The sequence below is a fragment of the Sphingopyxis sp. 113P3 genome (genome assembly GCF_001278035.1).
In the GTDB taxonomy this organism is placed as follows: Bacteria; Pseudomonadota; Alphaproteobacteria; order Sphingomonadales; family Sphingomonadaceae; genus Sphingopyxis.
Genome location: NZ_CP009452.1, coordinates 3,472,430 through 3,497,417 on the forward strand (window position 1 = coordinate 3,472,430; position 24,988 = coordinate 3,497,417).

25 protein-coding genes and 1 tRNA gene are annotated in these 24,988 nt (G+C 65.0%); 5 read left to right on the forward strand and 21 right to left on the reverse strand.

Translation table 11 applies throughout. The features are described 5' to 3' along the window. Positions 1 to 29 precede the first annotated feature (29 nt). Together LH20_RS16735 and LH20_RS16740 are read left to right on the forward strand one after the other, a co-directional pair. Complete coding sequence (locus tag LH20_RS16735; RefSeq protein ID WP_053555215.1) at positions 30 to 1,154, forward strand: sensor histidine kinase; 1,125 nt, start codon at positions 30 to 32, stop codon at positions 1,152 to 1,154. Beyond that, positions 1,151 to 1,957 (forward strand): LytR/AlgR family response regulator transcription factor, encoded by an 807-nt coding sequence (locus tag LH20_RS16740; protein ID WP_053555216.1) that lies wholly within the window; start codon positions 1,151 to 1,153, stop codon positions 1,955 to 1,957. The genes LH20_RS16735 and LH20_RS16740 overlap by 4 nt, the downstream gene beginning before the upstream one ends. An 87-nt stretch (positions 1,958 to 2,044) precedes the next feature. Here the strand turns inward: LH20_RS16740 and ribA are convergent, their stop codons facing one another. The 4 genes from ribA to LH20_RS16760 all read right to left on the reverse strand — a co-directional run bounded on the left by ribA (position 2,045) and on the right by LH20_RS16760 (position 7,340). Beyond that, a complete protein-coding gene (gene ribA / locus LH20_RS16745; RefSeq protein ID WP_053555217.1) occupies positions 2,045 to 3,109 on the reverse strand; it encodes a GTP cyclohydrolase II in 1,065 nt (354 codons plus the stop codon). Beyond that, the gene (locus LH20_RS16750) at positions 3,106 to 3,894 is read right to left on the reverse strand and encodes an exodeoxyribonuclease III (protein ID WP_053555218.1); all 789 of its coding nucleotides are present in this window, start codon (positions 3,892 to 3,894) and stop codon (positions 3,106 to 3,108) included. The genes ribA and LH20_RS16750 overlap by 4 nt, the downstream gene beginning before the upstream one ends. Before the next feature lie 360 nt (positions 3,895 to 4,254). Then, complete coding sequence (locus LH20_RS16755; RefSeq protein WP_053555219.1) at positions 4,255 to 4,908, reverse strand: LolA family protein; 654 nt, start codon at positions 4,906 to 4,908, stop codon at positions 4,255 to 4,257. Positions 4,909 to 5,027: 119 nt separating this feature from the next. Beyond that, positions 5,028 to 7,340 carry an FtsK/SpoIIIE family DNA translocase gene (locus LH20_RS16760; protein WP_053555220.1) on the reverse strand — a complete coding sequence of 771 codons (2,313 nt, stop codon included), beginning with the start codon at positions 7,338 to 7,340 and terminating at the stop codon, positions 5,028 to 5,030. Between the two features lie 123 nt (positions 7,341 to 7,463). On the opposite strand from LH20_RS16760, the gene LH20_RS16765 reads away from it, so the two are divergent. Further along, a complete protein-coding gene (locus tag LH20_RS16765) occupies positions 7,464 to 8,693 on the forward strand; it encodes an FAD-dependent monooxygenase (protein WP_053555221.1) in 1,230 nt (409 codons plus the stop codon). A gap of 34 nt (positions 8,694 to 8,727) precedes the next feature. On the opposite strand, the gene LH20_RS16770 is transcribed toward LH20_RS16765, so the two are convergent. Both LH20_RS16770 and LH20_RS16775 read right to left on the reverse strand, forming a co-directional pair. Next, a complete protein-coding gene (locus LH20_RS16770) occupies positions 8,728 to 9,378 on the reverse strand; it encodes an LON peptidase substrate-binding domain-containing protein (RefSeq protein ID WP_053555222.1) in 651 nt (216 codons plus the stop codon). Then, the gene (locus tag LH20_RS16775) at positions 9,378 to 10,289 is read right to left on the reverse strand and encodes a tetratricopeptide repeat protein (protein ID WP_053555223.1); all 912 of its coding nucleotides are present in this window, start codon (positions 10,287 to 10,289) and stop codon (positions 9,378 to 9,380) included. The genes LH20_RS16770 and LH20_RS16775 overlap by 1 nt, the downstream gene beginning before the upstream one ends. A gap of 175 nt (positions 10,290 to 10,464) precedes the next feature. On the opposite strand from LH20_RS16775, the gene LH20_RS16780 reads away from it, so the two are divergent. Then, positions 10,465 to 10,539: transfer RNA gene (locus tag LH20_RS16780), tRNA-Gly, on the forward strand. A gap of 152 nt (positions 10,540 to 10,691) precedes the next feature. Here the strand turns inward: LH20_RS16780 and LH20_RS16785 are convergent. Beyond that, the gene (locus LH20_RS16785; RefSeq protein WP_053555224.1) at positions 10,692 to 11,060 is read right to left on the reverse strand and encodes a hypothetical protein; all 369 of its coding nucleotides are present in this window, start codon (positions 11,058 to 11,060) and stop codon (positions 10,692 to 10,694) included. A gap of 201 nt (positions 11,061 to 11,261) precedes the next feature. Here LH20_RS16785 and LH20_RS16790 point away from each other — a divergent pair, with 201 nt between their 5' ends. Beyond that, positions 11,262 to 12,362 (forward strand): DNA-methyltransferase, encoded by a 1,101-nt coding sequence (locus tag LH20_RS16790; protein ID WP_083455465.1) that lies wholly within the window; start codon positions 11,262 to 11,264, stop codon positions 12,360 to 12,362. 62 nt (positions 12,363 to 12,424) lie between these two features. On the opposite strand, the gene LH20_RS23045 is transcribed toward LH20_RS16790, so the two are convergent. The 14 genes from LH20_RS23045 to LH20_RS16870 form a co-directional block, all read right to left on the reverse strand. Beyond that, positions 12,425 to 13,194, reverse strand: a protein-coding gene (locus LH20_RS23045; RefSeq protein ID WP_144423492.1) for an IS5 family transposase whose coding sequence is annotated in 2 segments (ribosomal slippage) — positions 12,425 to 12,879 and positions 12,879 to 13,194 — 771 coding nt in all. Because the reading frame shifts where the segments join, the coding sequence is not laid out codon by codon here. A 52-nt stretch (positions 13,195 to 13,246) separates the two neighbouring features. After that, positions 13,247 to 13,795 (reverse strand): hypothetical protein, encoded by a 549-nt coding sequence (locus LH20_RS16805; protein WP_053555225.1) that lies wholly within the window; start codon positions 13,793 to 13,795, stop codon positions 13,247 to 13,249. 63 nt (positions 13,796 to 13,858) lie between these two features. Then, positions 13,859 to 14,203 (reverse strand): hypothetical protein, encoded by a 345-nt coding sequence (locus LH20_RS16810; RefSeq protein ID WP_053555226.1) that lies wholly within the window; start codon positions 14,201 to 14,203, stop codon positions 13,859 to 13,861. Positions 14,204 to 14,333: 130 nt separating this feature from the next. Then, positions 14,334 to 14,648, reverse strand: a complete 315-nt coding sequence (locus LH20_RS16815; RefSeq protein ID WP_053555227.1) for a hypothetical protein — start codon at positions 14,646 to 14,648, stop codon at positions 14,334 to 14,336. Then, entirely contained in the window at positions 14,645 to 15,472 is an 828-nt protein-coding gene (locus tag LH20_RS16820) for a hypothetical protein (protein WP_053555228.1), read from the reverse strand. Before LH20_RS16820 ends, LH20_RS16815 begins: the two co-directional genes overlap by 4 nt. 14 nt (positions 15,473 to 15,486) lie before the next feature. Beyond that, a complete protein-coding gene (locus LH20_RS16825) occupies positions 15,487 to 16,836 on the reverse strand; it encodes an AAA family ATPase (RefSeq protein ID WP_053555229.1) in 1,350 nt (449 codons plus the stop codon). Further along, on the reverse strand, positions 16,833 to 17,033 hold the full coding sequence (locus LH20_RS16830) for a hypothetical protein (RefSeq protein WP_053555230.1): 201 nt from the start codon (positions 17,031 to 17,033) through the stop codon (positions 16,833 to 16,835). The genes LH20_RS16825 and LH20_RS16830 overlap by 4 nt, the downstream gene beginning before the upstream one ends. Then, complete coding sequence (locus tag LH20_RS16835; RefSeq protein WP_144423600.1) at positions 17,026 to 17,478, reverse strand: hypothetical protein; 453 nt, start codon at positions 17,476 to 17,478, stop codon at positions 17,026 to 17,028. The genes LH20_RS16830 and LH20_RS16835 overlap by 8 nt, the downstream gene beginning before the upstream one ends. A gap of 509 nt (positions 17,479 to 17,987) precedes the next feature. Next, positions 17,988 to 19,658 (reverse strand): DUF5906 domain-containing protein, encoded by a 1,671-nt coding sequence (locus tag LH20_RS16840; RefSeq protein ID WP_053555232.1) that lies wholly within the window; start codon positions 19,656 to 19,658, stop codon positions 17,988 to 17,990. Between the two features lie 394 nt (positions 19,659 to 20,052). Further along, positions 20,053 to 20,313 carry a helix-turn-helix transcriptional regulator gene (locus LH20_RS16850; protein ID WP_083455466.1) on the reverse strand — a complete coding sequence of 87 codons (261 nt, stop codon included), beginning with the start codon at positions 20,311 to 20,313 and terminating at the stop codon, positions 20,053 to 20,055. A gap of 62 nt (positions 20,314 to 20,375) precedes the next feature. After that, on the reverse strand, positions 20,376 to 21,059 hold the full coding sequence (locus tag LH20_RS16855; RefSeq protein WP_053555234.1) for a hypothetical protein: 684 nt from the start codon (positions 21,057 to 21,059) through the stop codon (positions 20,376 to 20,378). Continuing rightward, complete coding sequence (locus tag LH20_RS16860) at positions 21,056 to 22,336, reverse strand: tyrosine-type recombinase/integrase (RefSeq protein WP_053555235.1); 1,281 nt, start codon at positions 22,334 to 22,336, stop codon at positions 21,056 to 21,058. The genes LH20_RS16855 and LH20_RS16860 overlap by 4 nt, the downstream gene beginning before the upstream one ends. A gap of 254 nt (positions 22,337 to 22,590) precedes the next feature. Next, the gene (locus LH20_RS16865; protein WP_083455467.1) at positions 22,591 to 23,796 is read right to left on the reverse strand and encodes an ISL3 family transposase; all 1,206 of its coding nucleotides are present in this window, start codon (positions 23,794 to 23,796) and stop codon (positions 22,591 to 22,593) included. Between the two features lie 40 nt (positions 23,797 to 23,836). Next, positions 23,837 to 24,955: an ISL3 family transposase gene (locus LH20_RS16870; RefSeq protein WP_083455468.1), complete on the reverse strand. Its 1,119-nt coding sequence runs from the start codon at positions 24,953 to 24,955 to the stop codon at positions 23,837 to 23,839. Positions 24,956 to 24,988: the final 33 nt, after the last annotated feature.

The following is a 24,988-nucleotide window of genomic DNA, read 5'->3' on the forward strand; positions in this document are numbered from 1 at the left end:
GCTGAAGCAGGGTAACGCGAGCCGTCTCCATGCCATTCTTCGGATTGACCTCGCCGGGCCCTTTTTTCGGCAACAAGGTCCGCGCCTTCTGGAACCTGCAGATTCTGGGCTGGATCGCCTGGCTCTGCCTGCGCGGCGTCTCGGGGCTCACCGGGGGTCAGTCCCTCTCCTTCCTCGTCCCCGTGATTGTGTCCGCGATCACGGGCTTTTCGCTGACGCTGCTCCTGTCGGTCTGTTATCGCGCCCTGTTCAACCGCCCGCCGATTTTGATGTGGAGCGCAAGCTTCGGATTGATGGCGGTCGCAGCGGCGCTCTGGGCCTTTATCGATGCCTGGGTGCTGCAGGTCGTCAATCCCAAGAGCGAGTCGGGCCTGACGGGGCTCTTGCTCGCCCTCGTCTATGTCGATGCGACATCGCTTGCTGCCTGGTCGGCGCTCTATTTTGCGATCAACTATTTCCTCCAGCTCGAGGAACAGAATGACCGCGTGCTCCGTCTCGAGACGCAGGCGGCTTCAGCCCAGCTTGCGATGCTGCGCTATCAGCTCAACCCGCATTTCCTGTTCAACACGCTCAACAGCATCTCGACGCTCGTGCTCCTGAAACAGGCGGAGCCTGCGAACGCGATGCTCTCGCGCCTTTCCGCCTTCTTGCGCTATACGCTCGCCAACGAGCCGACCGCGCAGGTGACGCTGGCGCAGGAGATCGAGACGCTGAAGCTTTATCTCGACATCGAGAAGATGCGTTTCGAGGACCGGCTGCGCCCGCATTTTGAGATCGATCCCGCGGTCGCGCGCGCGCGATTGCCCTCGCTTTTGCTCCAGCCGCTCATCGAAAATGCGATCAAATATGCCGTAACGCCGCAGGAAGAAGGCGCCGATATCACCATTTCGGCGCAGCTTGCCGGTGAAAACGTCCGGATTACCGTGTCCGACACGGGCGCGGGATTGTCAGCGGGGGGTGGGGACCCCACCACAGGCTATGCAACGGAATCGACGGGTGTGGGTTTAGCCAATATCAGGGACCGACTCGCGCAGGCTTTTGGTGACCAGCAGCGGTTCGAGGCGCAATCCGGCGCCGATGGCGGCTTCACCGTCCGTATCGAGTTTCCGTTTCAGCCCGATGGACAAGCGACGATTGGAACCGGACAGACATGACGATTAGAACCATCCTCGTGGATGATGAAAAATTGGCGACCCAGGGCCTGCAGCTGCGGCTCGAAGCGCATCCGGATGTCGAGGTGGTCGACACCGCCCAGAATGGCCGCGAGGCCATCCGCAAGATCAAGACACATAAACCCGACCTCGTATTCCTCGACATTCAGATGCCGGGGTTTGACGGTTTTTCCGTGATCCAGGGCCTGATGGAGGTCGAGCCTCCGCTCGTTGTGTTCGTGACCGCCTATTCGGACCATGCGATCCGTGCCTTCGAGGCGCAGGCGGTCGATTATCTGGTGAAGCCCGTCGAGCCCGAACGGCTTGCCGATGCCCTCGACCGCGTGCGCCAGCGGCTTGCCGAAAAGCGCGGCGTGGCCGAAGTCGAGCGGCTGAAGAGCGTTCTCGCCGAGGTTGCACCCGAGGCAGCGGAAGAATTCGAAGGCGAAGCAGCACCCGATGCGCACGCCGCCGACCGCTATGAGAAGATGATCAACATCAAGGATCGCGGGCAGATTTTTCGCGTCGATGTCGACAGCATCGAACGGATCGACGCTGCCGGCGACTATATGTGCATCTATACCGCGGACAACAGCCTCATCCTTCGCGAGACGATGAAGGATCTCGAAAAGAGGCTCGACCCGCGTAACTTCCAGCGCGTTCACCGCTCGACGATCGTCAATCTGAGCCAGGTCAAGCAGGTCAAGCCGCACACCAATGGCGAATGCTTCCTCATCCTGGGGTCGGGCGCGCAGGTGAAGGTCAGCCGCAGCTATCGCGACGTGGTTGCACGGTTCGTCCACTAAGCCGGCAAGCCGAGCCCCGTTTCTCCCGCCAGGGTGCGCCGTAGCGGGCAGCGGGGCGCTTGCTCGCGATCGCGCGCGCGCCATTTTCTAGAGTTGATGCCCCGTCCGATCGCGCTTCGTCGCGAGATATTGCTCGTTATGCGGATTTGTCGGCAGGGCGAGCGGAATCCGCTCGACGACCGCGATGCCTTCTCGCTCGAGCCGCGCGACCTTTTCCGGGTTATTCGTCATCAAGCGGATGCGCGGAATGTTGAGGAGTTCGAGCATCCGCGCCGCGATCGCGAAATCGCGCGCCTCCACGGGAAAGCCGAGGCGAAGATTGGCGTCGACCGTATCATGCCCCTGGTCCTGCAGGGCGTAGGCGCGCAGCTTGTTGACGAGACCAATCCCCCGCCCTTCCTGCCTCAGATAGAGGAGCACGCCCCAGGGCGCATCGGCCATCGCGTGGAGCGCGGCGTGAAGCTGGGGTCCGCAATCGCATTTGAGACTGCCAAGGACGTCGCCGGTGAGGCACTCGCTGTGGAGCCGCACAACGGGAGGCTGGCCATCGCGCTGGCCGATCACGAGCGCGACATGATCCGAAGCTTCTTCCGGACTGCGGAAGGCGACAATCTCGCCCGCCTCGCTCGCTTCGACGGGCAGCCGTGCGCGCGCCGCAATCTCGAGCCGCGCGGGATCGAGCAGCGCCGCCACATCCTCTGATGTACACTCGGTTTCGGCCGCGCCCACCGCTTCGCGGACGAAGAAGGCAGGAAGAAGTCCCGCATGGCGCGCCATCGTCATCGCGGCCGCGGCGGCGGCCTCGCCGCCGGTCGCCATGGTGCGGAACGGACCCTTGAAGGGATGCGCAAGATCGAGCGCCGGGTCGGCGATCGCGAGCGCTTCGGCGACGCTCGTCGCCGCGCCTGCGAGCCGCACCGGCCCGGGCGTTGCCGCCGCGCGCTGGTTGGTGAGCTTCAGGGTCACGGCGCGCTCGCCCGAAAGCAGCACGTCGCTGCTGGCGAACTGTGCAAGCGCTGCATCGCGCGCGCTCTCGACCGCCAGCAAATCGAGCGTGCCGTCCTCGGCCGCGACGCGCAGCGGCCAGCCGCGGCGCAGCGCGTCGATCGCGCGCGCCGCCCGGCGGGCGCCCTCGCCGGCCGCATCGCTCAAAAGGAAAACTCCGTCACCAGCGGAATATGGTCCGAGGGTCGCTCCCAGCTTCGCGCAGGCTGGACAACGCGGTGCGCGATGGCCTCGTCCTTGAGGGCAGGCGTCACCCACATATGATCAAGGCGGCGACCGCGGTTCGACGCCTCCCAATCTTTCGCCCGGTAGCTCCACCAGGTAAAAAGCGGGGCCGGCGGCGCAATGAAGTGGCGCCCGAGATCGACCCAGTCGGCGGCTGCCTGGAGGCGGGCCAGCGTCTCGACCTCGATCGGCGTATGGCTGACGACGTCGAGCAGCGCCTTGTGGTTCCACACATCGCTTTCGAGCGGCGCGACGTTGAAATCGCCGGTGAGCACGGTCGGCGCCCCCGCAAGCGTCCCCGCCCACTCGGTCATGCGGCCGAAAAAGTCGAGTTTCTGCCCGAATTTGGGATTGAGATTGCGGTCGGGAATGTCGCCGCCCGCGGGAATATAGACATTGTCGAGCCGCACGCCCGACGGGAGCGTCACCCCGATATGGCGCGCCTCGCCATTCGCCTGCCAGTCATATTGGCGCACATCGGCAAGGGGCACCCGGCTGACGATTGCGACGCCGTGGTGCATGCGCTGGCCGTTGGTGACGATGTGGGTGTAGCCGAGCGCCTCGAACATCGCCTTGGGAAACAGGCCGCATTCGACCTTGGTTTCCTGAAGGCAGAGGATGTCGGGAGTTTCCTCGCGCAGGAATTTCTCGACGATGCCGAGACGGGCGCGGACGCTGTTGATGTTCCAGGACGCGATACTTGTCATGCCGTCGGCTCTATCGGCGCGGATCGGCCTTCGCAATGGCGCTGCAGCGCGAGGGAGACGAATCATAAACCCCCGTCCCAGGGGCGGTGGAACGGGGGTTCAAGGTCAGCGTTCGTCACGCTCTTGAATGAAGACACCTGGCCGTCCGGGTGGGGCAACAGGGGGAAACCCAAAGCCGGGGGCCGTGTCGGCGCCTTCGAGAGTTTCGATAGCGCGCCTTGCCTGTCGCCAAGCTGAACGAGAGCCGCCCGAAGGCTGTGTGGCGACCGTTCGTCGGCTTCAGCCTACCATTCGTCGAACGCCGGCCCCCTCTTTTTTCGGGGGACCGGCGTCGGTGCAAAGCTCGCAGAGCCGAAGCGGTTAGCGCCCGCGGGTCTTCGGCCGCGGGTCGGTCCAGCGGAAGGTGGAATCGGCAACCGCGACGTTGAACTTCTGATTGCTGAGATCGATCCGGGTGCGGTTGTTCTGCGAGTCGAGCGCGACCCAGCCGCGCAAGCGCAGCCCGCCTGGCGCGCTTCCATCGCGCAGGAACACCATCGTGATCGTTCCATATTCGGGGCGCTTGGGGTCCTTGACCTCGACGCTGATCACCCCGTCACTCCCGGTGGGCAGGACCTTGGCATATTTGCTGAGATCGCGATCGGGATCGAGCAGCGCGCCAAGCGGCGAATTCTTCACCGGCCAGCTTTGCACCTGCTTCACCTCATAATCGATCATCGTCAGCCGGCTGCCGTCGCCGACGATGAGCAAGGGCACGCCCTTTTGATATTGGAAGCGGATCTTGCCCGGACGCTTCAAAGTCAACGTACCGCTGAGCCGCTGGCCCTTGCGGTCTGTCTGGACGAAATCGGCGGTCATCGAACTGGTGTTCTTGAGGTGCGCCTGCACCGCGGAAAGCGCGCTCGGCGTCTCAGCAAGAACGGGGGCGGCAAAGACGAGCCCCGCGGCGGCGGCGGGCGCAAGCGTCCAGGCGGCGATGCGGGTCAGGCTCTTGCGGGTAGGGGTCAGGTTCATAGGACTCTCATTTTCATGGCTCTGTTGCGCCGGAGATGCGCTCGCGGCATTGAATGCGCGCTGAACCCGGCGTTGGGAGAGGTTCAAGCCGCGAAACCGCTCTTGGTTCCCCTTCCCCGTCAGCGCGGCTGCCCATATTGGTCGGTCAGCACGTCGCGCCGCCCGACATGATTGGGCGGGCTCACGAGACCCTCGTCTTCCATCCGCTCGATGAGCCGCGCCGCGCTGTTGTAGCCGATGCGCAACTGGCGCTGGAGCCAGCTCGTCGAGGCCTTCTGACTGTCGACGACGATCTGGCATGCCTTTGCATACATGCGGTCCTCGGCGCTATCGCCGCCGGCAGGCGCGCCCTCCATCGCGAAACCGCCGTCCTCGGGATCCTCGGTCACGCTTTCGACATAGTCGGGCTGGCCCTGTCCGCGCCAGTGATCGGCGACCGCGCGCACCTCGTCGTCGGAGACAAAGGGGCCGTGGATGCGCGTGATCTGCTTGCCGCCGGGCACATAAAGCATGTCGCCCTTGCCGAGCAGCTGTTCGGCGCCCGCTTCGCCGAGGATGGTGCGGCTGTCGATCTTCGAGGTAACGTTGAAGCTGATGCGGGTCGGCAGGTTCGCCTTGATGACGCCGGTGATGACGTCGACCGACGGACGCTGCGTTGCGAGAATGAGGTGGATGCCCGCGGCGCGCGCCTTCTGCGCAAGCCGCTGGATCAGGAATTCGACCTCCTTGCCTGCGGTCATCATGAGGTCGGCAAGCTCGTCGACGACGACAACAATCTGCGGCAGCGGCTGATAGTCGAGCGTCTCTTCCTCATAGACCGGCTGGCCGGTGTCGGGGTCATAGCCGGTCTGGACGCGGCGTCCGAGCGACTTACCCTTGGCGAGCGCGGCGCGCACCTTGTCGTTGTAGCCTGCAAGGTTGCGCACCGACAGCGACGACATCATCCGGTAGCGGTCCTCCATCTGCTCGACCGCCCATTTGAGCGCACGGATCGCCTTCTTGGGCTCGGTGACCACGGGGGCGAGGAGATGCGGGATGCCGTCATAGACGCTGAGTTCCAGCATCTTGGGGTCGATCATGATCATCTTCACCTGGTCGGGGCCGAGGCGATAGAGAAGCGAGAGGATCATCGCGTTGAGACCGACCGACTTGCCCGATCCGGTCGTACCCGCGATCAAGAGGTGCGGCATTGGTGCAAGATCGGCGATCACGGGATCGCCGCTGATATTCTTGCCAAGGATGATCGGAAGCGCCCCCGTCTGATCCTGGAAGAGCTGGCTGCCGATCATTTCCTGGAGCACGACCGCCTCGCGGTGCGCGTTGGGCAATTCGATACCGATGACGGTGCGGCCCGGGATCGGCGCGATGCGCGCCGACAGCGCCGACATGTTGCGCGCGATGTCGTCGGCAAGGTTCGACACGCGGCTCGCCTTCGTACCCGGCGCGGGTTCAAGCTCGTACATGGTGACGACCGGTCCCGGGCGAACCGCGGTGATGACGCCCTTGACCTGGAAATCCTCGAGCACCGATTCGAGCAGCCGCGCATTGCGTTCAAGGCCCGCCTTGTCGATCTGCCCCGAGGGACCCTCGGGAGGCGCGGCGAGGAGGTCGATCGACGGCAGGTGATAGTGGGTGAAAAGTTCGGTCTGGGGCTTGGCCTTGGGCTTGGAGGGCTGCGAGCGCTGCACGGGCTCTGCGATCTCGGGCGGCGCGCGGTCGCTCGGCTCGGCGCGCGGACGCGGACGCACGACGCGGTCCATGAGGTTTGTTGCGCGTTCGGCAGGCGAGGCAGCGGCCGCCGGCGCGGCGGTGCGGCTGCTTTCGGCCGCGGGAAGGCGGAAACGGCTCGCCCATCCCTTTTCGAGCCGCAAGGCGCGCGAGGCAAGCCATAGCCCGGCGACGAGGAGCAGCAATATAGTGGCAATCCGAAGGAGCGCGGCGGCAGGCTCGCCCGCGCGATCGAACAGCGGTGACACCGCGTTTCCAAGAACAAGCGGTACAATGCCGCCCCAGCCCGCGGGCAGCGGCGCGTCGCTGTCGGGTGCCCAAAGCTGCGCGCCCAGCCCGACGAGCGAAATGGCAACGAGCATGAAGACCAGCTGGCGCTTCCAATAGGGCTGGGGCGTCTGGGCCCAAAGCCGCCATGCCATGATCCCCAAAAGCGGCAACAGCAGCACGACAGGAACGCCGCCGACGAACAGCAGGAGATCGGCAAACCAGGCCCCCGCGCTTCCCATCCAGTTCGACGGATTGCCGCCCGCCGCCGTGTGAATCGCGGCATCGGTGCTGTCGTGGGTGATGAGCGCGAGAGTGAGAAAGAGAGTGAACAGAGCGAGCGCCGCCGCCGCCCCGATGACCATCGAGCGAGCGATGCTCGCGCGGAAAACGGTGCGCCAATCGGCCTTTGCGGTCGCGGCCTTGCGGCTTGCCATGCGAAATCGGTCCCCAATGCAGTTGGTCCCGGCGATATGCGCATGCGCCGGACTCGGCGTCAAGCGCGGCTCGGCCCGCCTGCCCGCTTCCCAAGGGCGTCCTGGCGGGCTAGGGCGGCATGCATGACCGAAGCGCAGCGCAGCGATGTCCTGATCTCGGGCGGCGGCCTTGTCGGCCAAACGCTCGCCCTTGCGCTTGCGCATCACGGTCTCTCCTCGCAGGTCGTCGATCCTGCCGACCCGGTCGCCACCATCGCTCCCGGCTTTGACGGCCGTGCCTCGGCGATCGCGAGCGCGACATGGCAGATGTTTCAGGTACTGGGGCTCGCCGACCGGCTTCAGGGTCATGGCTGCGCAATCCGCGCGATCAAGGTCAGCGACGGCGGGCAGGCGGGCGAGCTTGATTTCGTGACCCAGAGCGACGACCCGGCGCTGGGCGTGATGATCGAGAATCGCCAGCTCCGCTTAGCGCTCGCCGCCGCGATTGCCGATGCGCCGCTCGTCCGGCTCAACATGCCGGCGAATGTCACGGCGCGCACGGTCGATGCCCACGGCGTCACACTGACGCTCGCGGACGGCAAGCGGCTCGCCGCACCGCTCCTCATCGTTGCCGAGGGGCGCCGCTCGCCGACACGCGACGAGGCCGGGTTCAGCATCGCGAGCTGGTCCTATCATCATCACGCGATGATCGGCGCGGTCGCGCACGCCCGCCCGCACGATCATGTCGCGCATGAAATCTTCTTCCCCTCAGGCCCCTTTGCCCTGCTCCCGCTCGTCGATGATGCCGAGGGACGGCACCGCTCGGCCTTTGTCTGGACGGTTTCGGAGAAAGACGGACCCGCCTTTGCCAAGCTCGGCGACAGGGGGTTCATCGCCGAGCTCGAAAAGCGCGCCGGCGGCCTGCTTGGCCAGATGGAGCTGGTGGCGCCGCGGATGACCTACCCGCTCGGTTTTCACCACAGCGCAAAGATTGTGACCGACCGGATCGCGCTCGTCGGCGACGCGGCGCACGGCATCCATCCGATTGCGGGGCAAGGGCTCAACCTTGGCCTTCGCGACGTCGCAGCGCTTGCCGAGGTGCTCGTCGACGGCGCGCGGCTCGGGCTCGACCTCGGCGACGCGGCTCTCCTCGCGCGCTACCAGCGCTGGCGCGGGCTCGACAATCTGATGGTCAGTCTTGCGACCGACGGTCTGACCCGCCTCTTCGGTATCCCCGGGCGTGCCGCCTCGGCGGTCCGCCGCGCGGGGCTTGGTGCGGTGCAGCGGCTGCCCACACTCAAGCGCTTCTTCATGGACGAAGCGCGCGGCGAATCAGGCGACCTTCCCCGATTGCTCGCGGGGGCGGAAATTTAGGGTAGGGGACGGGGTCGCGGGCAATGCCGCCCCACTATTGAAGCGTCGCGCGCCCGTCGTCGCCGTCGAAACGGCCGAAAAACTGCATGAGCTGGATAACGAGCTCGGCCCGCGCCTCGATCGGTGTCGCTTCGAGCAGCGCCTGTTTCGCCGCCGCATCGAAAGGGGCGACCTGAGCGATGCCGTTGACCAGCGTCGCATCGTCGAGCTGGCCGACCGAATCCCAGTCGACAACATAGCCCTGCCGCGCCGCAAAGCGCTTCGCTTCGCGTTCGAGGCTGGCGCGTTCGATGCTCGACAGGACGGCATCGGTTTCAACCTCGGTTTCAATCTCGGCCTCGACCTGGCGAAAGGGCGTGGTGACGTCGAGCTCGCGGCGCACGCGGAACCGCGCGACGCCCTCGAGAATCAGGTTGAAACGCCCCTCTTCGAGCGCCTCGACATCGACGATGCGTCCGACGCACCCGACCTCGTAGAGGGCGGGCGGCTCGCGGCTTTCCTCGCCCGCGATCTGCCGCGGCTGGATCATTCCGATCTGACGGTCGCGTGCCAGCACTTCCTGCACCATCGCCTTGTAGCGCGGCTCGAAGATATGGAGCGGCAGGTGCAGCCCCGGAAACAGCACTGCACCGGGCAGCGGAAAGATCGCAATCCGCTGGATGGTCAGGGGCGCCGCCTCGCTCATCAGCCGAACAGGATGAGCGACAAGCGGCGGCGCTGCGCCGCAACCCAGGGGTCTTCAAGCCCCACGGCCTCAAACAGTTCAAGGAGCTTCGCACGCGCGGCGCCTTCCTGCCACTCGCGGTCGGCTTCGACGATGCGAAGCAGATTGTCAGCGGCTGCGTCGCGCTGCCCGGCGCCAATCTGGGCGACGGCAAGGTCAAAGCGCGCCTGGTGATCCTCGCCATTCGCCGCCACCGCGGCTTCGAGCGCCGCGAGCTCGCTTGCATCGGGCGCATCGGCAGCGAGCGCGACTGCACTTTTCGCCTGCGCGATCGCGGGGTCGCCAGCGACCTCATCGGGCACGGCGTCGAGGGCGGCCTGCGCGGCCTCGATCTCGCCCGCTGCGAGCAGCGCGCGGATGAGGCCCCCATGCGCTGCGGCATTGTCGGGTGCCATGTCGAGGATTTGCGTAAAGATGCTCGCCGCGCGCGGTCCGTCGCCCTCGGCGAGCACATTTTCGCCCATTTCGATCAAGGGCGCGATCTCGACCGCGCGGGCGCTCGCATCGCTCTCGATGGGAAGCTGCGCGAGAAGCTGGTCGAGCACGGACTTCAGCTGGCTTTCGGTCCGGGCATTAGTGAGATTTGCGACCGGCTGGCCCTGGAATATGGCATAGACGGTCGGAATCGACTGGACCTGAAACTGGCCTGCGATGAAGCGATTCGCATCGACATCGACCTTTGCCAGCACGACGCCCTTGTCGGCATAGTCGGCGGCGACCTTTTCGAGAACGGGAGCGAGCTGTTTGCACGGGCCGCACCATTCCGCCCAGAAATCGAGGATGACGAGCTTCGTCATCGACGGCTCGACGACGTCGCGGCGGAACGCTTCGACCGCTTCCTTTTCCTGCGGGTTCAGACCCAGAGTGGCCACGATGTGATTGCTCCCTTGCTATGCGGTTCGCTCGCTTATGTGGGAATTACGCCGCCAATGCCAACCCTTCGCGCCTTCGAGACACGAAAAGCGCAATGAGGGCTTGCCGACTCCAAAAGCCGGTGCTAATCGCGCGCCTCACCCGCTGGCACCTACCCGGTCGCCAGCCGCCAGAGCGGGCGTAGCTCAGGGGTAGAGCACAACCTTGCCAAGGTTGGGGTCGAGGGTTCGAATCCCTTCGCCCGCTCCAGTTTTCCAACGACTTAGCAGCGATTTGAGCCCTCCGGGCTCCCCTCGGGGGAGCGCTCCGGGGAGCAGATTTGCGCGGCAATTTCCCCGACGTAGGGCAAGAAAAAGACCGCCCGGTTGCCCAGGCGGCCGTTATCGAGCGGGTCGGGCCGGTCAGTTGGGACGGCTGTCGGGCTTGCGCGCGCCGCGCACGTAAAGCTCCCGCATCACCTCGTCGGTCTCGCGTACCGTGCAATTCCAGTCGCTGAACGCATCCTCGACCCGGTCGAGAAAGTCGCGGGTGTCCTGTGGCAGGCGCTCCCCGTGCTTGTCGTTTGCATGGACCGCCAGGTAGCCGATCATCGGCACGATCTGGTCCCACGCCCGCACAGGGTTGACGGCCTTGAGCGCGTACAGGGCACAGTCGAGCAAGCGGGCGACCTCGGGTGCGCAGTGCGCCTCATCAGTTTCGAGCTGCTGGATGGCGGCTGGGATTTCACGGAACAGGGCGGCCCAATCGGTCATGTGGATTTCGTCAGTCATGCGGTTCTCCTTTGCACCGGCCGTCTGTGCCGGGGAGCTGGACGTTGGCACGTCCCCGCAGCCGAATGTTGTGGGCTTATCCAGCGCACTCGCGCCATGAGTTGACAGGCGGCTGCGTATAGAACAAAACAGGAACATAAATTCCTTGACAGATTGACGTCGGGACGTCAAAGATGCGGAAACACAGTCGAGGGAGCCGACATGTCCGCAGCACCGGGGAAGATCAGGGACGCCATCATTGGCTACATGGAGGCGCTTGGGGGCGACGCTTCGATCAAACAGATCAGTGAAGCCATCAGCGTTCACCTGGGCCCGGTGCGTCCGTCGTCGGTTCGCTCCTATCTGAACCTGAACGTCGGCCGGGTGTTCGAGCGAACCGCGCGCGGCCGCTATCGGCTCGTGGGCGACGCAGAGAACGTCCACCGGGTCGGGCTTGAACCGGCCGTCGAGCATGAGAAGGCCGTGCTGTACCATGCCGACTGTTTCGATTGGCTGGCTGCCCGAGAGGAGGCGTCCATTCACGCGGTCGTCACGGACCCGCCCTACGGGCTGACGGAGTATAGCCCAAGGGAGCTGAGCAAGCTCCGAAATGGGCAGGGGGGTGTTTGGCGCATTCCCCCGTCGTTCGACGGCCACCGTCGCTCCCCGCTCCCCCGGTTCACCATCATGTCGGACGAAGACCGCAAGGAGCTCCACGCCTTCTTTCGTCGGTTCGGTGCCCTCGTCGCTCGCGCGATCGTGCCAGGCGGCAACGTGCTCGTCGCGACCAACCCGCTCTTGCAGCACGTCGTGGCCTCAGCAATGACGGAGGGCGGCCTTGAGCTGCGCGGCAGCATCGCCCGGCTCACCATGACCATGCGTGGCGGTGATCGCCCGAAGAACGCGCACGAGGAGTTTGCTGAGGTGAGCGTTATGCCGCGCTCGCAATGGGAGCCTTGGGTGGTGCTGCGCCGCCCCCTTGAAGGGCGGGTCCAGGACAATCTTCGCAAATGGAAGACGGGCGGCTTTCGGCGACCGTCGGACGACCGGCCCTTTGGCGACGTTATCAAGTCGAGCCCCACCTCGGCAGCGGAGCGCGCCATCGCGCCCCACCCGTCGCTCAAGCCGCAGGACTTCATGCGGCAAGTCGTGCGCGGCTCGCTCCCCCTTGGTGAGGGAGTAGTCGTGGACCCGTTCGCCGGATCAGGATCGACCCTCGCCGCCGCGAATGCGGTGGGCTATGCAAGTATCGGTGTTGAGGCAGACCCAAAGTTTGTCAGGCTGGCGGCAGAGGCCATCCCGAAGCTGGGCTCACTGCGCTAGATAGACCCAACTGTCCCGCAGCTTCTGCACTCCCTCGCGATGGAGGGTGGCTGTGCGAGTTCCTAGGCCGTGGACTCATAAGCGTTGATCCAGAGGCGTGCTGAGAAGAGCTTGATGGCGGCGAGGAAGTTGTCGGCTCGCTTGTCGTATCGGGTGGCCAAGCCTCTGGCGTGTTTGAGTTTTCCGAAGAAGCGTTCGATCAGGTTGCGATATCGGTAGAGGAAGGTGCTGAACACAAAGCCCTGCCTGCGATTGCGCTTGGCGGGAATGTTGGCGAAGCCGCCTTGTGCTGTGATCCGCGCGCGGATGGCGTCGCTGTCATAGGCCTTGTCGGCGAGGAAGGTGCTGCCTTCCGGCACGGCGCCGAGCAGCGGATCAGCTTGTTTGCAATCGCTCGCCTGTCCTTCGGACAAGTGCAGCTGGATCGGCAGGCCTCGTCCATCAACCAGTGCGTGGATCTTGGTCGTCAAACCGCCGCGGGAACGTCCCATGCAGCGATTTGGGTCCCCCTTTTTAAGGTCGCACCGTGCTGGTGGACCCGGATGGAGGAACTGTCGATCATCACCAACTCGCCGTCGAAGGCATGGGAAACTGCCGTCAGCAGCCGATCCCACACACCGGCTTTGCGCCAGCGCACGAAGCGATTGTAGCAGGTGGTGTGTGGACCATAGCGTTCCGGAATATCCGCCCAGGGGCTGCCTGTGCGGAACCGCCACAATATCCCGTTGATCACCCGGCGATCATCCACACGTGGCACGCCCCGCGGCTTGTTCGGAAGCAGCGGCTCGATCACAGACCATTCGAAATCTGTCAGCTCAAAACGGCGACGCATCTCCAAGACTCCTTTCCCGAGCCTTGAATCAATCACTGCCGCCTCGCGCAACTCAGTTTATGAGTTTACCGCCTAGCTCACCGCGCGCGTTCCGCCGGAAGTCGTCAACAGTGACGTGCGCCAGATAGACCTCGCTGAACCGGGTAGCCCGGCGCTCTGCCGCTGGCTCGGTCACCTGGTCGATCTCGTATACGAAGACGCAAAGCCACTGATCGCGCGCGCCGTGCGTGTCGACCGCGCCGCCGCGCTTCCGGGTGGTCTTGATCTCAACCCCATGCTCCCCGGCCTGAATGCTGTCGAGCTGGTAGCGCCCTCGCACGATCAAGTCTGGATGGCCGTTATGGAAGTTGTTCTGGCAGAGCGAACGGGAGTGTCGTGCCATGCTTGCGGTCATCATGTCGGAGATGGTGCCTGACATATTCGCAGGCCGAAGCACTTCCTCTAGTCGAGGCAGACCGCGATCATGGAACAGCGTGTTCACATCAAAGAAGAAGTCGTACACGTCCTGCATCGCAAGCGCGAAGTCATCCAGCCGTAGTTGATACGGAAGCTGGATATTCGGATTGAACCACTCGCGATTAACAGTTTCCCTGACCGGCACTCAGCCCCTCCGCCCCTTTGCTCGGACGGTGACACTGCAACATTGGCGAGAGAGTGTCGAGAGTTACAGCGCGTAGGGGCTCACATTCAGGTGCCGACAGACGTTGCACATGCGATGGCCCGGCCCCTCGCTCTTGAAGGGCTGGCGGCACCGTAAGCACGGCCGCTCTTGGGCCGCTGACCTGACTTGTTTGACGCCCGTTCCCGGCTCGTCCGCCGCGACAATGCCGTTCTCCCGGCGCGGGCCTAGGTCGAACTCGATGTCGCCCTTGCGGATGCGGTAATTCAGCTCCCCGGCGAGAAAGCCCAGGGAGCGGGCCTCTCCCCATGTCATGCCAACCCGGAGCTGGGCCCAGCGGGAGCCGGGGCGGGCGGTGTAATTCAGCGCGGCAATTTTGCGGTCGTTCACCGCTTCTTGCTCCCCCTGGGCGGTTTGCAGTCTGGCCTGCCAGGGGAGCGGGGCGGCTGGGCCGGGTACGGGCTCTGTTGCGCCGGGCGATGGGGATGTGGCGAGTGGCGGGGGCCGCCAGGTGGGCGCATCACTGTTCGTCCCCCTCATCGTCGGGGTCCGGCTCGTCGCGCTGCCACTCAAGATCGCCGCCGTGCAGCGCAAGGGCCTCGTCCCGCGCGTCATGGTAGCGAAGGTTCATGGTCGGCTCGCCATTGAACACATCGAGGTCCGACTGCCGGGGCTCCCGACCGTTCCGCAGGTCCGCAAGGGCGCGGTCCAGCGCCTCGGTGCGCGCTTCCCGAACGAGCCGGGCAGCCAGCTCGTCGGCCGTCTCCTGCTTGGACTGGCTGCCGTACCGCTCCACCCAGCCATCGGCCAACATTGCCGAGATGGGGTCGCTCACCGACCCGCCTCCCCGAGTGACTTGAGGCTCTTGGCCGCCTTGGCGGCCGGGGCGTCCCGCATCGCCAGAATATCGCCGTAACGCTTCACCAGGGCAGAGCTCGACGCGGTAAGGCGCTGCAAGGCCGCGTCGGTGGCGGCGAGCTGGGCATTGTCCACCGGGGCGAATTGCGCGGCTGCACGGGCCCGGAGGGTGGCATGGGTTTCGGGGGTGAGCCCAGAGAGGAACGGCTGAGCATGGATGACCGCTGCCACGGTCGCCACGTCGCCCCCGTCCACTGCTTGCGCGACGAACTGCATCCGCTGCTCGGGCTTCTTCATCGCCTTGATGTGCGCGCGAACCTCGGCTGCCAGGGCGAGCCCTTCGGCCGTCTTGCGCGTCGGGTGGTCAAGCGCGGTCGCCACGCGGGTTTCCAGCGTCTGCCGGTAGCCGTTCAGCTCCTTCACGCGGCGGTCGATGGCCGGGCTAACGCGGGCGAACGCCTGCTCGGCGGCCGCGATGAACTCGGTCGCATCCACAACGCGCGTCGGCTTGCCCTTCACCATCCGCACATCACCGCTAATCTCGGTACGGCCACCGCGCTCGACGGGGTGCTGGCGACGGCGGGCCGGGGCGGCGATGGCCTGCAAGTCGCGTTCGGCGTCGTTCATCCGGCCGAACAGGTCGTAGCAGAGGCGCAGCCCCTCCCGCGCCGCCGACAGGACGGTGACGCCCAGGGTGTCGGGCTGGTTGAGCGCGGCCCCGATGCCCAAGAGGCTGTCGGGGTGCAGGGACATGGGCACGTCCCCACGAACGGGCACGGAATCATCGAACGGGGTGGGCATGGTTGGCTCCTTTCTCAGTAGTTGCCCGCCGAGACCCGGCCGGTTCCCCAGCGGACGTTGGCGTGCATGACGGCGTAGCGAGCAGCGTCGGCGGCATGGTCGGGGCCGTCGGTCATCACGTCCTCGGGCCGGGACGAGTCACGTTCGAGGAAGGGGACGGTCTGCCAGAAGTACCGGCACCGGGCGGTGATCCACATGCCCGGAAGGCCGTTCCGCTCCTTTGCGTTGTAGAGGCGCTCGCGCATTGCGGCCCAGCCAGCCACGCGCTCCTTGCGCGGGCGTTGTAGGGCAATGCCGTGGCGTTGCAGGACGTTGAGCAGCGTGTCTTCGAGCCCGTAGGCGTCGTCGCCAACGCCATGCGGATGCACACCCCACCGGCCGCACATTTCCTTGATCGCTTCGGCCAGCTTGCCGGGCGGCCAGTTGAGCCCAAGGTTGGGATCGTTGGGGTGAACGGTGGCAAGCTCGTCGAGCAAGATCAGGCTGTCTTTTGGGAACGGGCCCACGTCGCCCGGAGCCTTGAGGCAGACATAGGTGACGGACGGCGCAGAGCTGCCCCAATCCATCGCGAGGAACGGCCGCCATGCCTTGCGAACGACGGGATACGGCCATGCCACTGGGAGCCGGTGAATGCGCTCGTCCAGCGCCCCGCCGAAATAGGCCCCGCGCGCAATGTTCCAGTCGCCGTTCACCCAGGCGCGGAACAGCTCTTCGTCGTTACCGCAGGCGGCCTTCAACCGGCGCTCGTAATCCTCATGGTCGAGGTGCGGATTGTCGGTGAGCGTCGAGGGGCAATTCACCCAGGTCTCGCCATCGACCTGATACGGGTGCCAGGCGAGCGACTTGGCGATGAAATTCTGGTGAATGAGCGCGTGAAGCGGCCCACCGGGGTTGGCAGTACGAACCTCTCGCAAGGGGATGCCTTCGGGCGCGCGCAGGTTGGACTTGAGAAGGTCAACCCAGCGGCGATCACGCACCAGGCCGAACTCGTCGATCACGAGCAACGTGAACGAGCGGCCCTGGAATTTCTTGTAGGCGTTGGGCCCGTCGAGCTGCCCGCACTCCACGATGGCCCCATTGGGCAGCCGGAAGGTGTGTTCGGCGCGGTTGTGGCGGACGCCCTTGCCGTAGGCGGTCGAGAGGAGCTGATCGAGCTGTTCTTCAAGCTCGGTCACGGCCTTGTGCGTCTCGCGAACGACAAGGGGCCGGGCCTGTGCGCCGTATTTCTCAACGTGGCGCAGGATCAGCAGCAGGGCAGCGGTGGACTTGCCGCCACCACGGCCACCGGCCAGCAGCAGGTTCCATTTCTCAGGGACCGCAAGGACGGTGGACTGGTAGGGTGTGGGCGAGATGGCCTCGATCATCGCGGCGGGCTCCACGGCCGGGCGCGGGTCGGGCTGCCGTCAGCGTTCCGGCCGCCAGTATAGGTGGCAGGCTTCACCTGGCGTCGGCCGTACACGGGCGCACCGCCAGCGGTCACACCGACCTGCACGTGCTCGAACTCGCCCATGTCGCCAGGCTCGAACATATAGGGCATGGGGTCGGGGATGGGCTCAGCCATCGGCGCTCTCCGGGGCGGGCAGGCGGCCTGGCTCCTGCACGACGCGGATGGCGCGCAGATAGGCTTCGGGCGTCTGGCTATCGGGCAGGTTGATGGTGATGTTCGGCCGGGCTTCGGGCGTGTCGCCCTCACGCCAGCCCAGCCGGGCCTTGGTAAGGTAGATCATCGCTACGATGTTGCCGTTCCGGGCAGCGTTCAGCAGGTGGTGGGTGAGCTCGTCGCCCAGGGCAGCGAGCCCTCGGCCGAACGCTTCATCCACCTCGGCATTGGCCTTGCGGATCACGTCGAGCGTCTTGACGTGAATGCCGAGCTGTTTGGCTATGGTGCGCTGGTCCTGCCCTTCGGCAGCCATGGCCTCGATCGCCGCCAACCCAGCAGGCGTGATCGTGACCGGGGCGGTCTTGCCGCGACCAGCGCGGGTTATGAGTGCGGTTTTGCTGCTCATGCCCCGGAGCATACCCTTAGGTAGGGCGGGGGCTTGGGGGCTTACCCTCTGGAAATGCTGGCATTTGCGGCGCGGCTTGCCATGCAGGGGGAGCACTCGGGGAGCTGCGAGGTGCCCAGGGGGTGAGCGGGGAATCTTGGACTTGAGAAGGGCTCTCTTTTTAGCGTCGGAAGAGGTGGTTGCGTTAGCCCAGAGCCCAGGGGGCGGGGCCTCTCTCTAAGTCGCCAGCCTCGACCCGGCTCAGAGCCGACTTGCCAACCCGACTTACCCTAAGCCTCACTACTCCCTAGTAATTCTTATTCTCTAAGTCGGGTAAGTCGGTAAGTCGGGTAAGAACTAGGTTTGCTGGCAGCGGCAGCCGTCGCTAGAAGCGCTCCCCACTGGGCTCCCCCCGGTTTACCCGCCTCCCCGACTTAAACCTGCCTAACCCTCAGTATACATGGGCGATTTCGTAAGGCGGGCCCCGCCTCGACCCGCCTCACGTGAGCCGGGTAGCAGCGCCTTCCGCCTCAGAACGGCAAGTCGTCGTCCGGCTCGGGCGGCTGGCCCTCGAAGCCCCAGGTCGTGATGCCAGCAGGCCATTCCACCTTGCGCCCCAGGTGCGCCTCCCAGCGGCGGCGGCATTCGTCCAGCGGCGGAAGCCAGTAACCGCGCCACTGGCGGCGGGCATGGCCTTCGCCCAGGTAGGCACGGACGCTCGACGCCCCTGCACCGGCAAGCACACATAGGGCCTCGCCCAGCCCGCGCTCGTGCTCCTCACCAAGGCGGCCTGCCTCCTGCAATGCCCGCGTGGCGACGAACACGAAGCCGCGCTTCTCGTCGGCCCCGTACAGGCCCGGCACCTCGCCATCGCGCAACATGTTGTGCACCAACCGCGTGGCGGGAGACAGGCTCATATCCTTCTGTGCTTGCAGCGCGGCCGTCTTCGGCCGGTCCCGCACGTCCCACGCGCCGCTTTCCAGCATCTTGCGCCAATAGGCACCGCGCAGCCACTGGAACAGCGCGGCTCGGCCGCCTTCGCGCCACTCGTCCACGATGGCCCCGAAGTAGGCGGCGCTCTGGTTGTGCTCCCCTGCGTCCACGGTCAGCACAAGGTAGCGCCGGTCGTCGCCCTCGGCCCGGATCACGTGCTCGTCGTTGCTGGCGATGATGAGGCGAAAGAGCTTCTTCGCCATGAAGCCGTCCACGCCCTTGGGATGCACGAATATCTCATCGCCAGTGATGAGTGTCTTGAGCGTGGCGGCATGCTGCCGGTTGCCGGCAAAGAAGGCCTCATCCGCGAAGATGATGCTCTTGTCCTGCAGGTGTTTGTTGAAGCTGCCGGTCAGGTGGTCGGGCTTGTCGAGGGTTAGCGTGTGCGGGGCGAACAGCTCCATAAACAGCTTGGCCCAGAGCGTCTTGCCAGAGCCTTGCGGCCCCCGGAGCACAACGGCCACCTCGGAAGTGCGGTGCGGGTTTTGCAGAGCATCGGCCATCCAGCCGAGCAGGTACCAGTACGTTTCGTGGTCGCCCCCGCACACGTTCTCCCGCATGTGCGCGAGGAACCGCTGGCACCACACGGGCTCGCCCTCACTGTCGTCGGTCACGTCATCGCGGCAGGGCCAGCCGCGCCAGAGGTTGAGCACTCCGGGCGGCGGGTCGGTGTCGCCGGGCAGGAACTCCACTCGGTCATAGCGCGGGGTGTTCGGGTGGGTCAGCCAGGCGGTGGCGAGCGGGGCGCGGACGAGCTGCCCCGTCTTCGGGTCCACGGCGGGCATGAAGCGGTCGATATGCGAATTCTTGAAGTCGCCTATGGCCTGGTGAACGAGCTCCCCGCCCGCCGACCAATGCACCACCACCGGCTTGTTGCCGTAGTGGCGGACGAAGGCGTGGTCGTTCAGCTCTTCGGGCATCGCGCCGTGGGCCCACGTCTCTCGATGCCAGGCAGCCAGCCGGACAAGGCGCGTCACCTCCCGGTCGCGGGCCTCTCCGGGCTCAAGGGTAACGCACAGGCCGGGGAAGGCGCGGTCGGTGAGGATCGGTCGCAGCTCCTCACCGGACAGGTGCGCGATGTAGGGTATGAGCGCGTCGGGCTCGTTCGAGCCGTGGCAGATGCGGGACTGCACGGCGGGGTGCAGGTCGGCCAGCCAGGTGAGCGCAGGGGCCGGGGCCGCCTCAGCGGCGGGAGATGAAGCGGGCATATCGGTTTCCGTTCGTGGGGGAGCTGGTCACGAGGAGAGGCGGCATAGGTGGAGGGCGGCGCTGCATTCTGGGTCGAGGGGCGCGGGCGGGGACAGCCTAGGCGGGCCCATGAGCGGATTGACCAAGCCCCGGCCGTCGGCAGTCGGGAGCCAACCGAACGCGGCAAGGACTGGCCGCCAACCTGCCCGGTGCCGGGCGGCGGTGGCGAGCATGCCGTTCACGTCCGTTCGCTTGAGCCCCTGCCGCTTGATGTCGTCCAGTGCTGCCCAGGTGGGCGCGCTGATGGCGCGCACGGCGGCGACGAACTTGATGAGAGCGGCGGGTGGTTCGCTGGGCGATATAGACAACGGGACCCGGTGGAGCTGGCCCGCGTCATGTCGCTGTGGCGCGGGCCTATCCATTTGCCCGATCCGGCCGGGCGCTCACCGCGTCCCGCCCCTGCTGCGACCGCCGTTCCGCTCCCTCGCCCTCGGCACGGGCGCGAAGCCGGTCGTCCATCCACGCGGTCACCTCGCTCTCCACGAAGGCGACCTTCTGCGTGCCCAGGGGGACCGGCTTGGGAAACGCCCCGGCCTTGATCTTGCGGTATATCTCAGTCTTGGACAGGGCCACGCGGCCCCGCACCTGCTCCATTGTCATGAATCGCTCGGCCATCGCAGCCCTCCAGCTTGGTACTGGTGGGCATCATGGCCAGTCGCGAGAGACGGAGTTGGGGGCTAACTCTTGCGCGCTGCATTCGCCCGGTGCCGCAGCACTTGCTTGTGCAAGTCGCTCAGGTTCTCAGGCGTGTAATGCAGGTCCAGCCGTTCAGCGATCAGCCAGAGCAACCGGGCGGGTGGATTGCTGTAGCGCAGGTCGTAGGGCCGGTCCTTGTCGAAGAAGTCGCGCCCGAAGCGGGGGCTGAACCGTTGTCCATGCTTGTCCCCGACCTTGGCTTTCCACCACCGTTCGAGCGCGACCACGACGGGATAGAGCGGAGGGACGGGCGGCGGTTGCGGCAGCCAGGGCTTTGTGTCCGTGCGTTGATGGGTCTGCCGGTTCCGGCCGGGATTGCCGTCCGCGCGGCCATAGAAGGCATCGAAGAAGGCCGCCCAATCGGTCGGCTCGGCATCGCCATAGTCGAAGCCGGGCTCGGGCTCGTCGGGGTCGAGATTGCGCTCCAAGTCGCGGTTGGGCGGCGCGACGTTGCGGGCCTCCCAGTCGTCGCGGGCTACTTCATACCACTCGGCCACGTCCGCCATGAGCGCGGCCAAGGCGTCGAGGTGCGGGCCCAGGTCAATGCCCGGCCGGGGGCTCTTGCCGCCAAGGACCGGCTGCCGCGCCGCCTCCACGATGTGCGCTGCCAGCGGCCGGAATGCTTCCGGCTGATACATCGGCTCGGGCTGTGGCTCGTCGCTCATTTCAACACGCCCATGATGTGCGCCCCGTAGGCTTCGAGCGCCGCCCGCTTCTCGTCCAGATAATCATGCTTGTTGTAGGTGCGTTGCAATCCCGGCTTGGCGTGGCCCAGCACCGCGTCGCGCACTTCCTGATTGAAGCCCAGCCGCGCCAGCCGGGTTTCGCAGGTGCGCCGGAAGTCGTGGACGACGAACGGGGGTAACGTCGCCTCGGGGTCCTTCCGGGCCTTCCGCAGGTGCTTCAAGGCGAGCTCATCCAGCCGGGTCTTCGCCTTCGACCAGCCCGACACCGGCCGCTTGCCCGCCGTGGTCGAGAACAGGAACAGCTCGCCATCGGGCGTGGCATCGTCGTCATCGTCGCTCACCCAGGTCGGCAGGCCAGCGGCGAAGTCCCACGCGGGCCCGGTGAGGGGGACGATATGGCCGCGACGGCTCTTGAACCGCTCCATTGGGATAGCCAGCCACCGCTCTGTCGCGTCGAGCTCGCGCCGCTGGGCATCGCCCCAATCGCTCTTGCGCTGTCCGGTGAGGATGAGGAGCTGGAACAGCCGCCCGAAGGGATAGGCCATCTCGTCGGCGGCCGCCCATACGGCGCGCAGCTCCTCGTCGGTCAGGGCCCGCTCACTCACCTGCAATGTCAGGTCGCGGCGCTTCATGCCCGCCATGGGAGAGGCGGCGACGAGCGACTTTTCGGCCGCGTAATTCATCAGCCGGGACATCATCTTGCGGACCTCGCGCGCAGTGCCGTGGCGGTCGGTCGCAACAAGGTCGTCCAGCAGCTTGTGAATGTCGGCCTGGCTCACGTCAGCGATCGGACGGTTGCCCAAGGTGGGCCAGACGTAATCGCGCAGCACCTGCTCCATCCGGGGCCACGTCTCCACCTGCTTCTTCGCCAGCTCCACCATGCGCTTCGACACGGCTTCGACGCTGTTGGTGTGGCGCAGCAGGTTGGCCTCCCGGCGCTCCGGGCGCGGGTCCTTGCCTTCCAGCGCCTGCCGGATGATGCGCCCGGCTTCCTCGCGCGCCGCTGCCACGCCAATCGCCGGGTACTGCCCAATGGTGATGCGTTTCTGGCTACCCTTGAGCGGGCGGCCGGTCGGGCTCACCCCGCGCTCCCCTGGCACCTTGTAGATGACCGACCACGACTTCACGCCCGTCTCGCCGATGCGGAGTACGAGCCCACGCTGGACCGCGTCACCAATCTCGCGACGGCCGCCGCGCGGTGCAGACAGCCGCGCCACGCCCTCCTCGGTGAATGCCTTTTTGACCCCTCGTGCCATAGTCGTCTCCTAGCCGGGGGAGCATCGGGGGAGCAGAATTGGACAGGTTTCCCCGGAACCGGCTGGAACGACTAGTGCCTCTAAAATGCAGCATGAGCAAGCACTTGGCTTCTCACAAAGTTTCCGCATGGAACTCGTCGGGGCCCTTGGGCATGGCCTTGCCAAGGTTGGGGTCGAGGGTTCGAATCCCTTCGCCCGCTCCAGTTTTCGGCTTGGGCTCTGGCTCTTCCCCGTGAACGGGGGATGAGGGTGGATCAGACCCGATTGATGACGCCATTCCAACCGCAAAGAGCGAGCACGCGCAAGCGGTAGTTGTGAAAGTTGCGGAAGCCGAACGCGCGGCGCGAGATCATCTCCATCTTTGTGTGAAAGCCCTCGGTGATTCCATTGTTCCTGGAAAAGCGCCACATGCGGGCGACGGGCTCGAGCCAGCTGGTCAGGGTATCGGCGAGGGACTTGAGGGGGCTGGCGGCGAACTGATCGATCAGCCTGAGCAGGTCGGGGATAAGCTGGCTGGCCTTTTTGGCATTGAGGGATTTTTGCGTCAGCAGGAGGGCCATGTCCTGCTTGGCAGTGTAGAGGGCTTCGAGCACCGGATTGGCTTTCAGGTAGACGGCCAGCCTTTTGCGCTGTTCTTCGCTTAGCTTCCATCGATGGCGCCGCATCAAACTGAGCAGCCCGCGATTCTTTCGGCCCTCGGGATCGAAGCGCTTCCATCCTTCGAGGAAATGCTGGTTGAGCAGCCGAATGACATGGAAGCGATCGGCGACGATCTTCGCGTTCGGAAAATATTTGCGGGCGATTGCGCGATAGGTTTCCGACAGGTCCATCACGATGACCTTGACCTTGTCGCGCCCTGGCAACCTTCGCAAATAGCTTCGTAAACTGTCTTCCGAGCGTCCCGGGACGACATCGTGGACCTTGTGATTCTTCAGATCGACAAATGTCGTCGCATAGCCTCTCTTGCGCGAGAAAAAATGCTCGTCGATCCCCAGGACCTGCGGGCAGGGCCGACCGGACAGCTCCGAGACGCGCTGTTCGATGAAATGATGATACCAGCGCTCGATGGTTGCACTGCCGATCGCATGGGTGCTCGTCAACTGGCTTTGGCTGATGCCTCCGTGGTGACCGTCGAAGACCTCAAGACGGTACGTCTCCGTCGCGCGATAGCGCGGACGGATGCCCGAAAAGCGATGACGGAAATAGCGGCCGCAACCGGCACAATGATATTTGGGCACCGCAAGGTGCACGATCAGGATCTGGTTGCCTTGACGCGTGTGCTTGAGATCGCGCTCATAAGTCGCCTTGATCCGCAGCCCCCCGTGGCCGCAATAAAGGCAAACAGGCCGCTTCGTTGGCCGCGCCCACACACGAATGTCGCGTCGCCGCTCGACACGGACAATCTCAACATCCGACAGCCCTAATATGCCGTCGATTCCCTGATCAGCCTTCTTCTTCATCAGACTTGTCCTTCCTATGACAAGTCTAACCCAATTTCCCTCATCCCCCGTTCACGAGGAAGAGCCGAAAGCCCTCGGTGATTCCATTGTTCCTGGAAAAGCGCCACATGCGGGCGACGGGCTCGAGCCAGCTGGTCAGGGTATCGGCGAGGGACTTGAGGGGGCTGGCGGCGAACTGATCGATCATCCTGAGCAGGTCGGGGATAAGCTGGCTGGCCTTTTTGGCATTGAGGGATTTTTGCGTCAGCAGGAGGGCCATGTCCTGCTTGGCAGTGTAGAGGGCTTCGAGCACCGGATTGGCTTTCAGGTAGACGGCCAGCCTTTTGCGCTGTTCTTCGCTTAGCTTCCATCGATGGCGCCGCATCAAACTGAGCAGCCCGCGATTCTTTCGGCCCTCGGGATCGAAGCGCTTCCATCCTTCGAGGAAATGCTGGTTGAGCAGCCGAATGACATGGAAGCGATCGGCGACGATCTTCGCGTTCGGAAAATATTTGCGGGCGATTGCGCGATAGGTTTCCGACAGGTCCATCACGATGACCTTGACCTTGTCGCGCCCTGGCAACCTTCGCAAATAGCTTCGTAAACTGTCTTCCGAGCGTCCCGGGACGACATCGTAGACCTTGTGATTCTTCAGATCGACAAATGTCGTCGCATAGCCTCTCTTGCGCGAGAAAAAATGCTCGTCGATCCCCAGGACCTGCGGGCAGGGCCGACCGGACAGCTCCGAGACGCGCTGTTCGATGAAATGATGATACCAGCGCTCGATGGTTGCACTGCCGATCGCATGGGTGCTCGTCAACTGGCTTTGGCTGATGCCTCCGTGGTGACCGTCGAAGACCTCAAGACGGTACGTCTCCGTCGCGCGATAGCGCGGACGGATGCCCGAAAAGCGATGACGGAAATAGCGGCCGCAACCGGCACAATGATATTTGGGCACCGCAAGGTGCACGATCAGGATCTGGTTGCCTTGACGCGTGTGCTTGAGCTCGCGCTCATAAGTCGCCTTGATCCGCAGCCCCCCGTGGCCGCAATAAAGGCAAACAGGCCGCTTCGTTGGCCGCGCCCACACACGAATGTCGCGTCGCCGCTCGACACGGACAATCTCAACATCCGACAGCCCTAATATGCCGTCGATTCCCTGATCAGCCTTCTTCTTCATCAGACTTGTCCTTCCTATGACAAGTCTAACCCA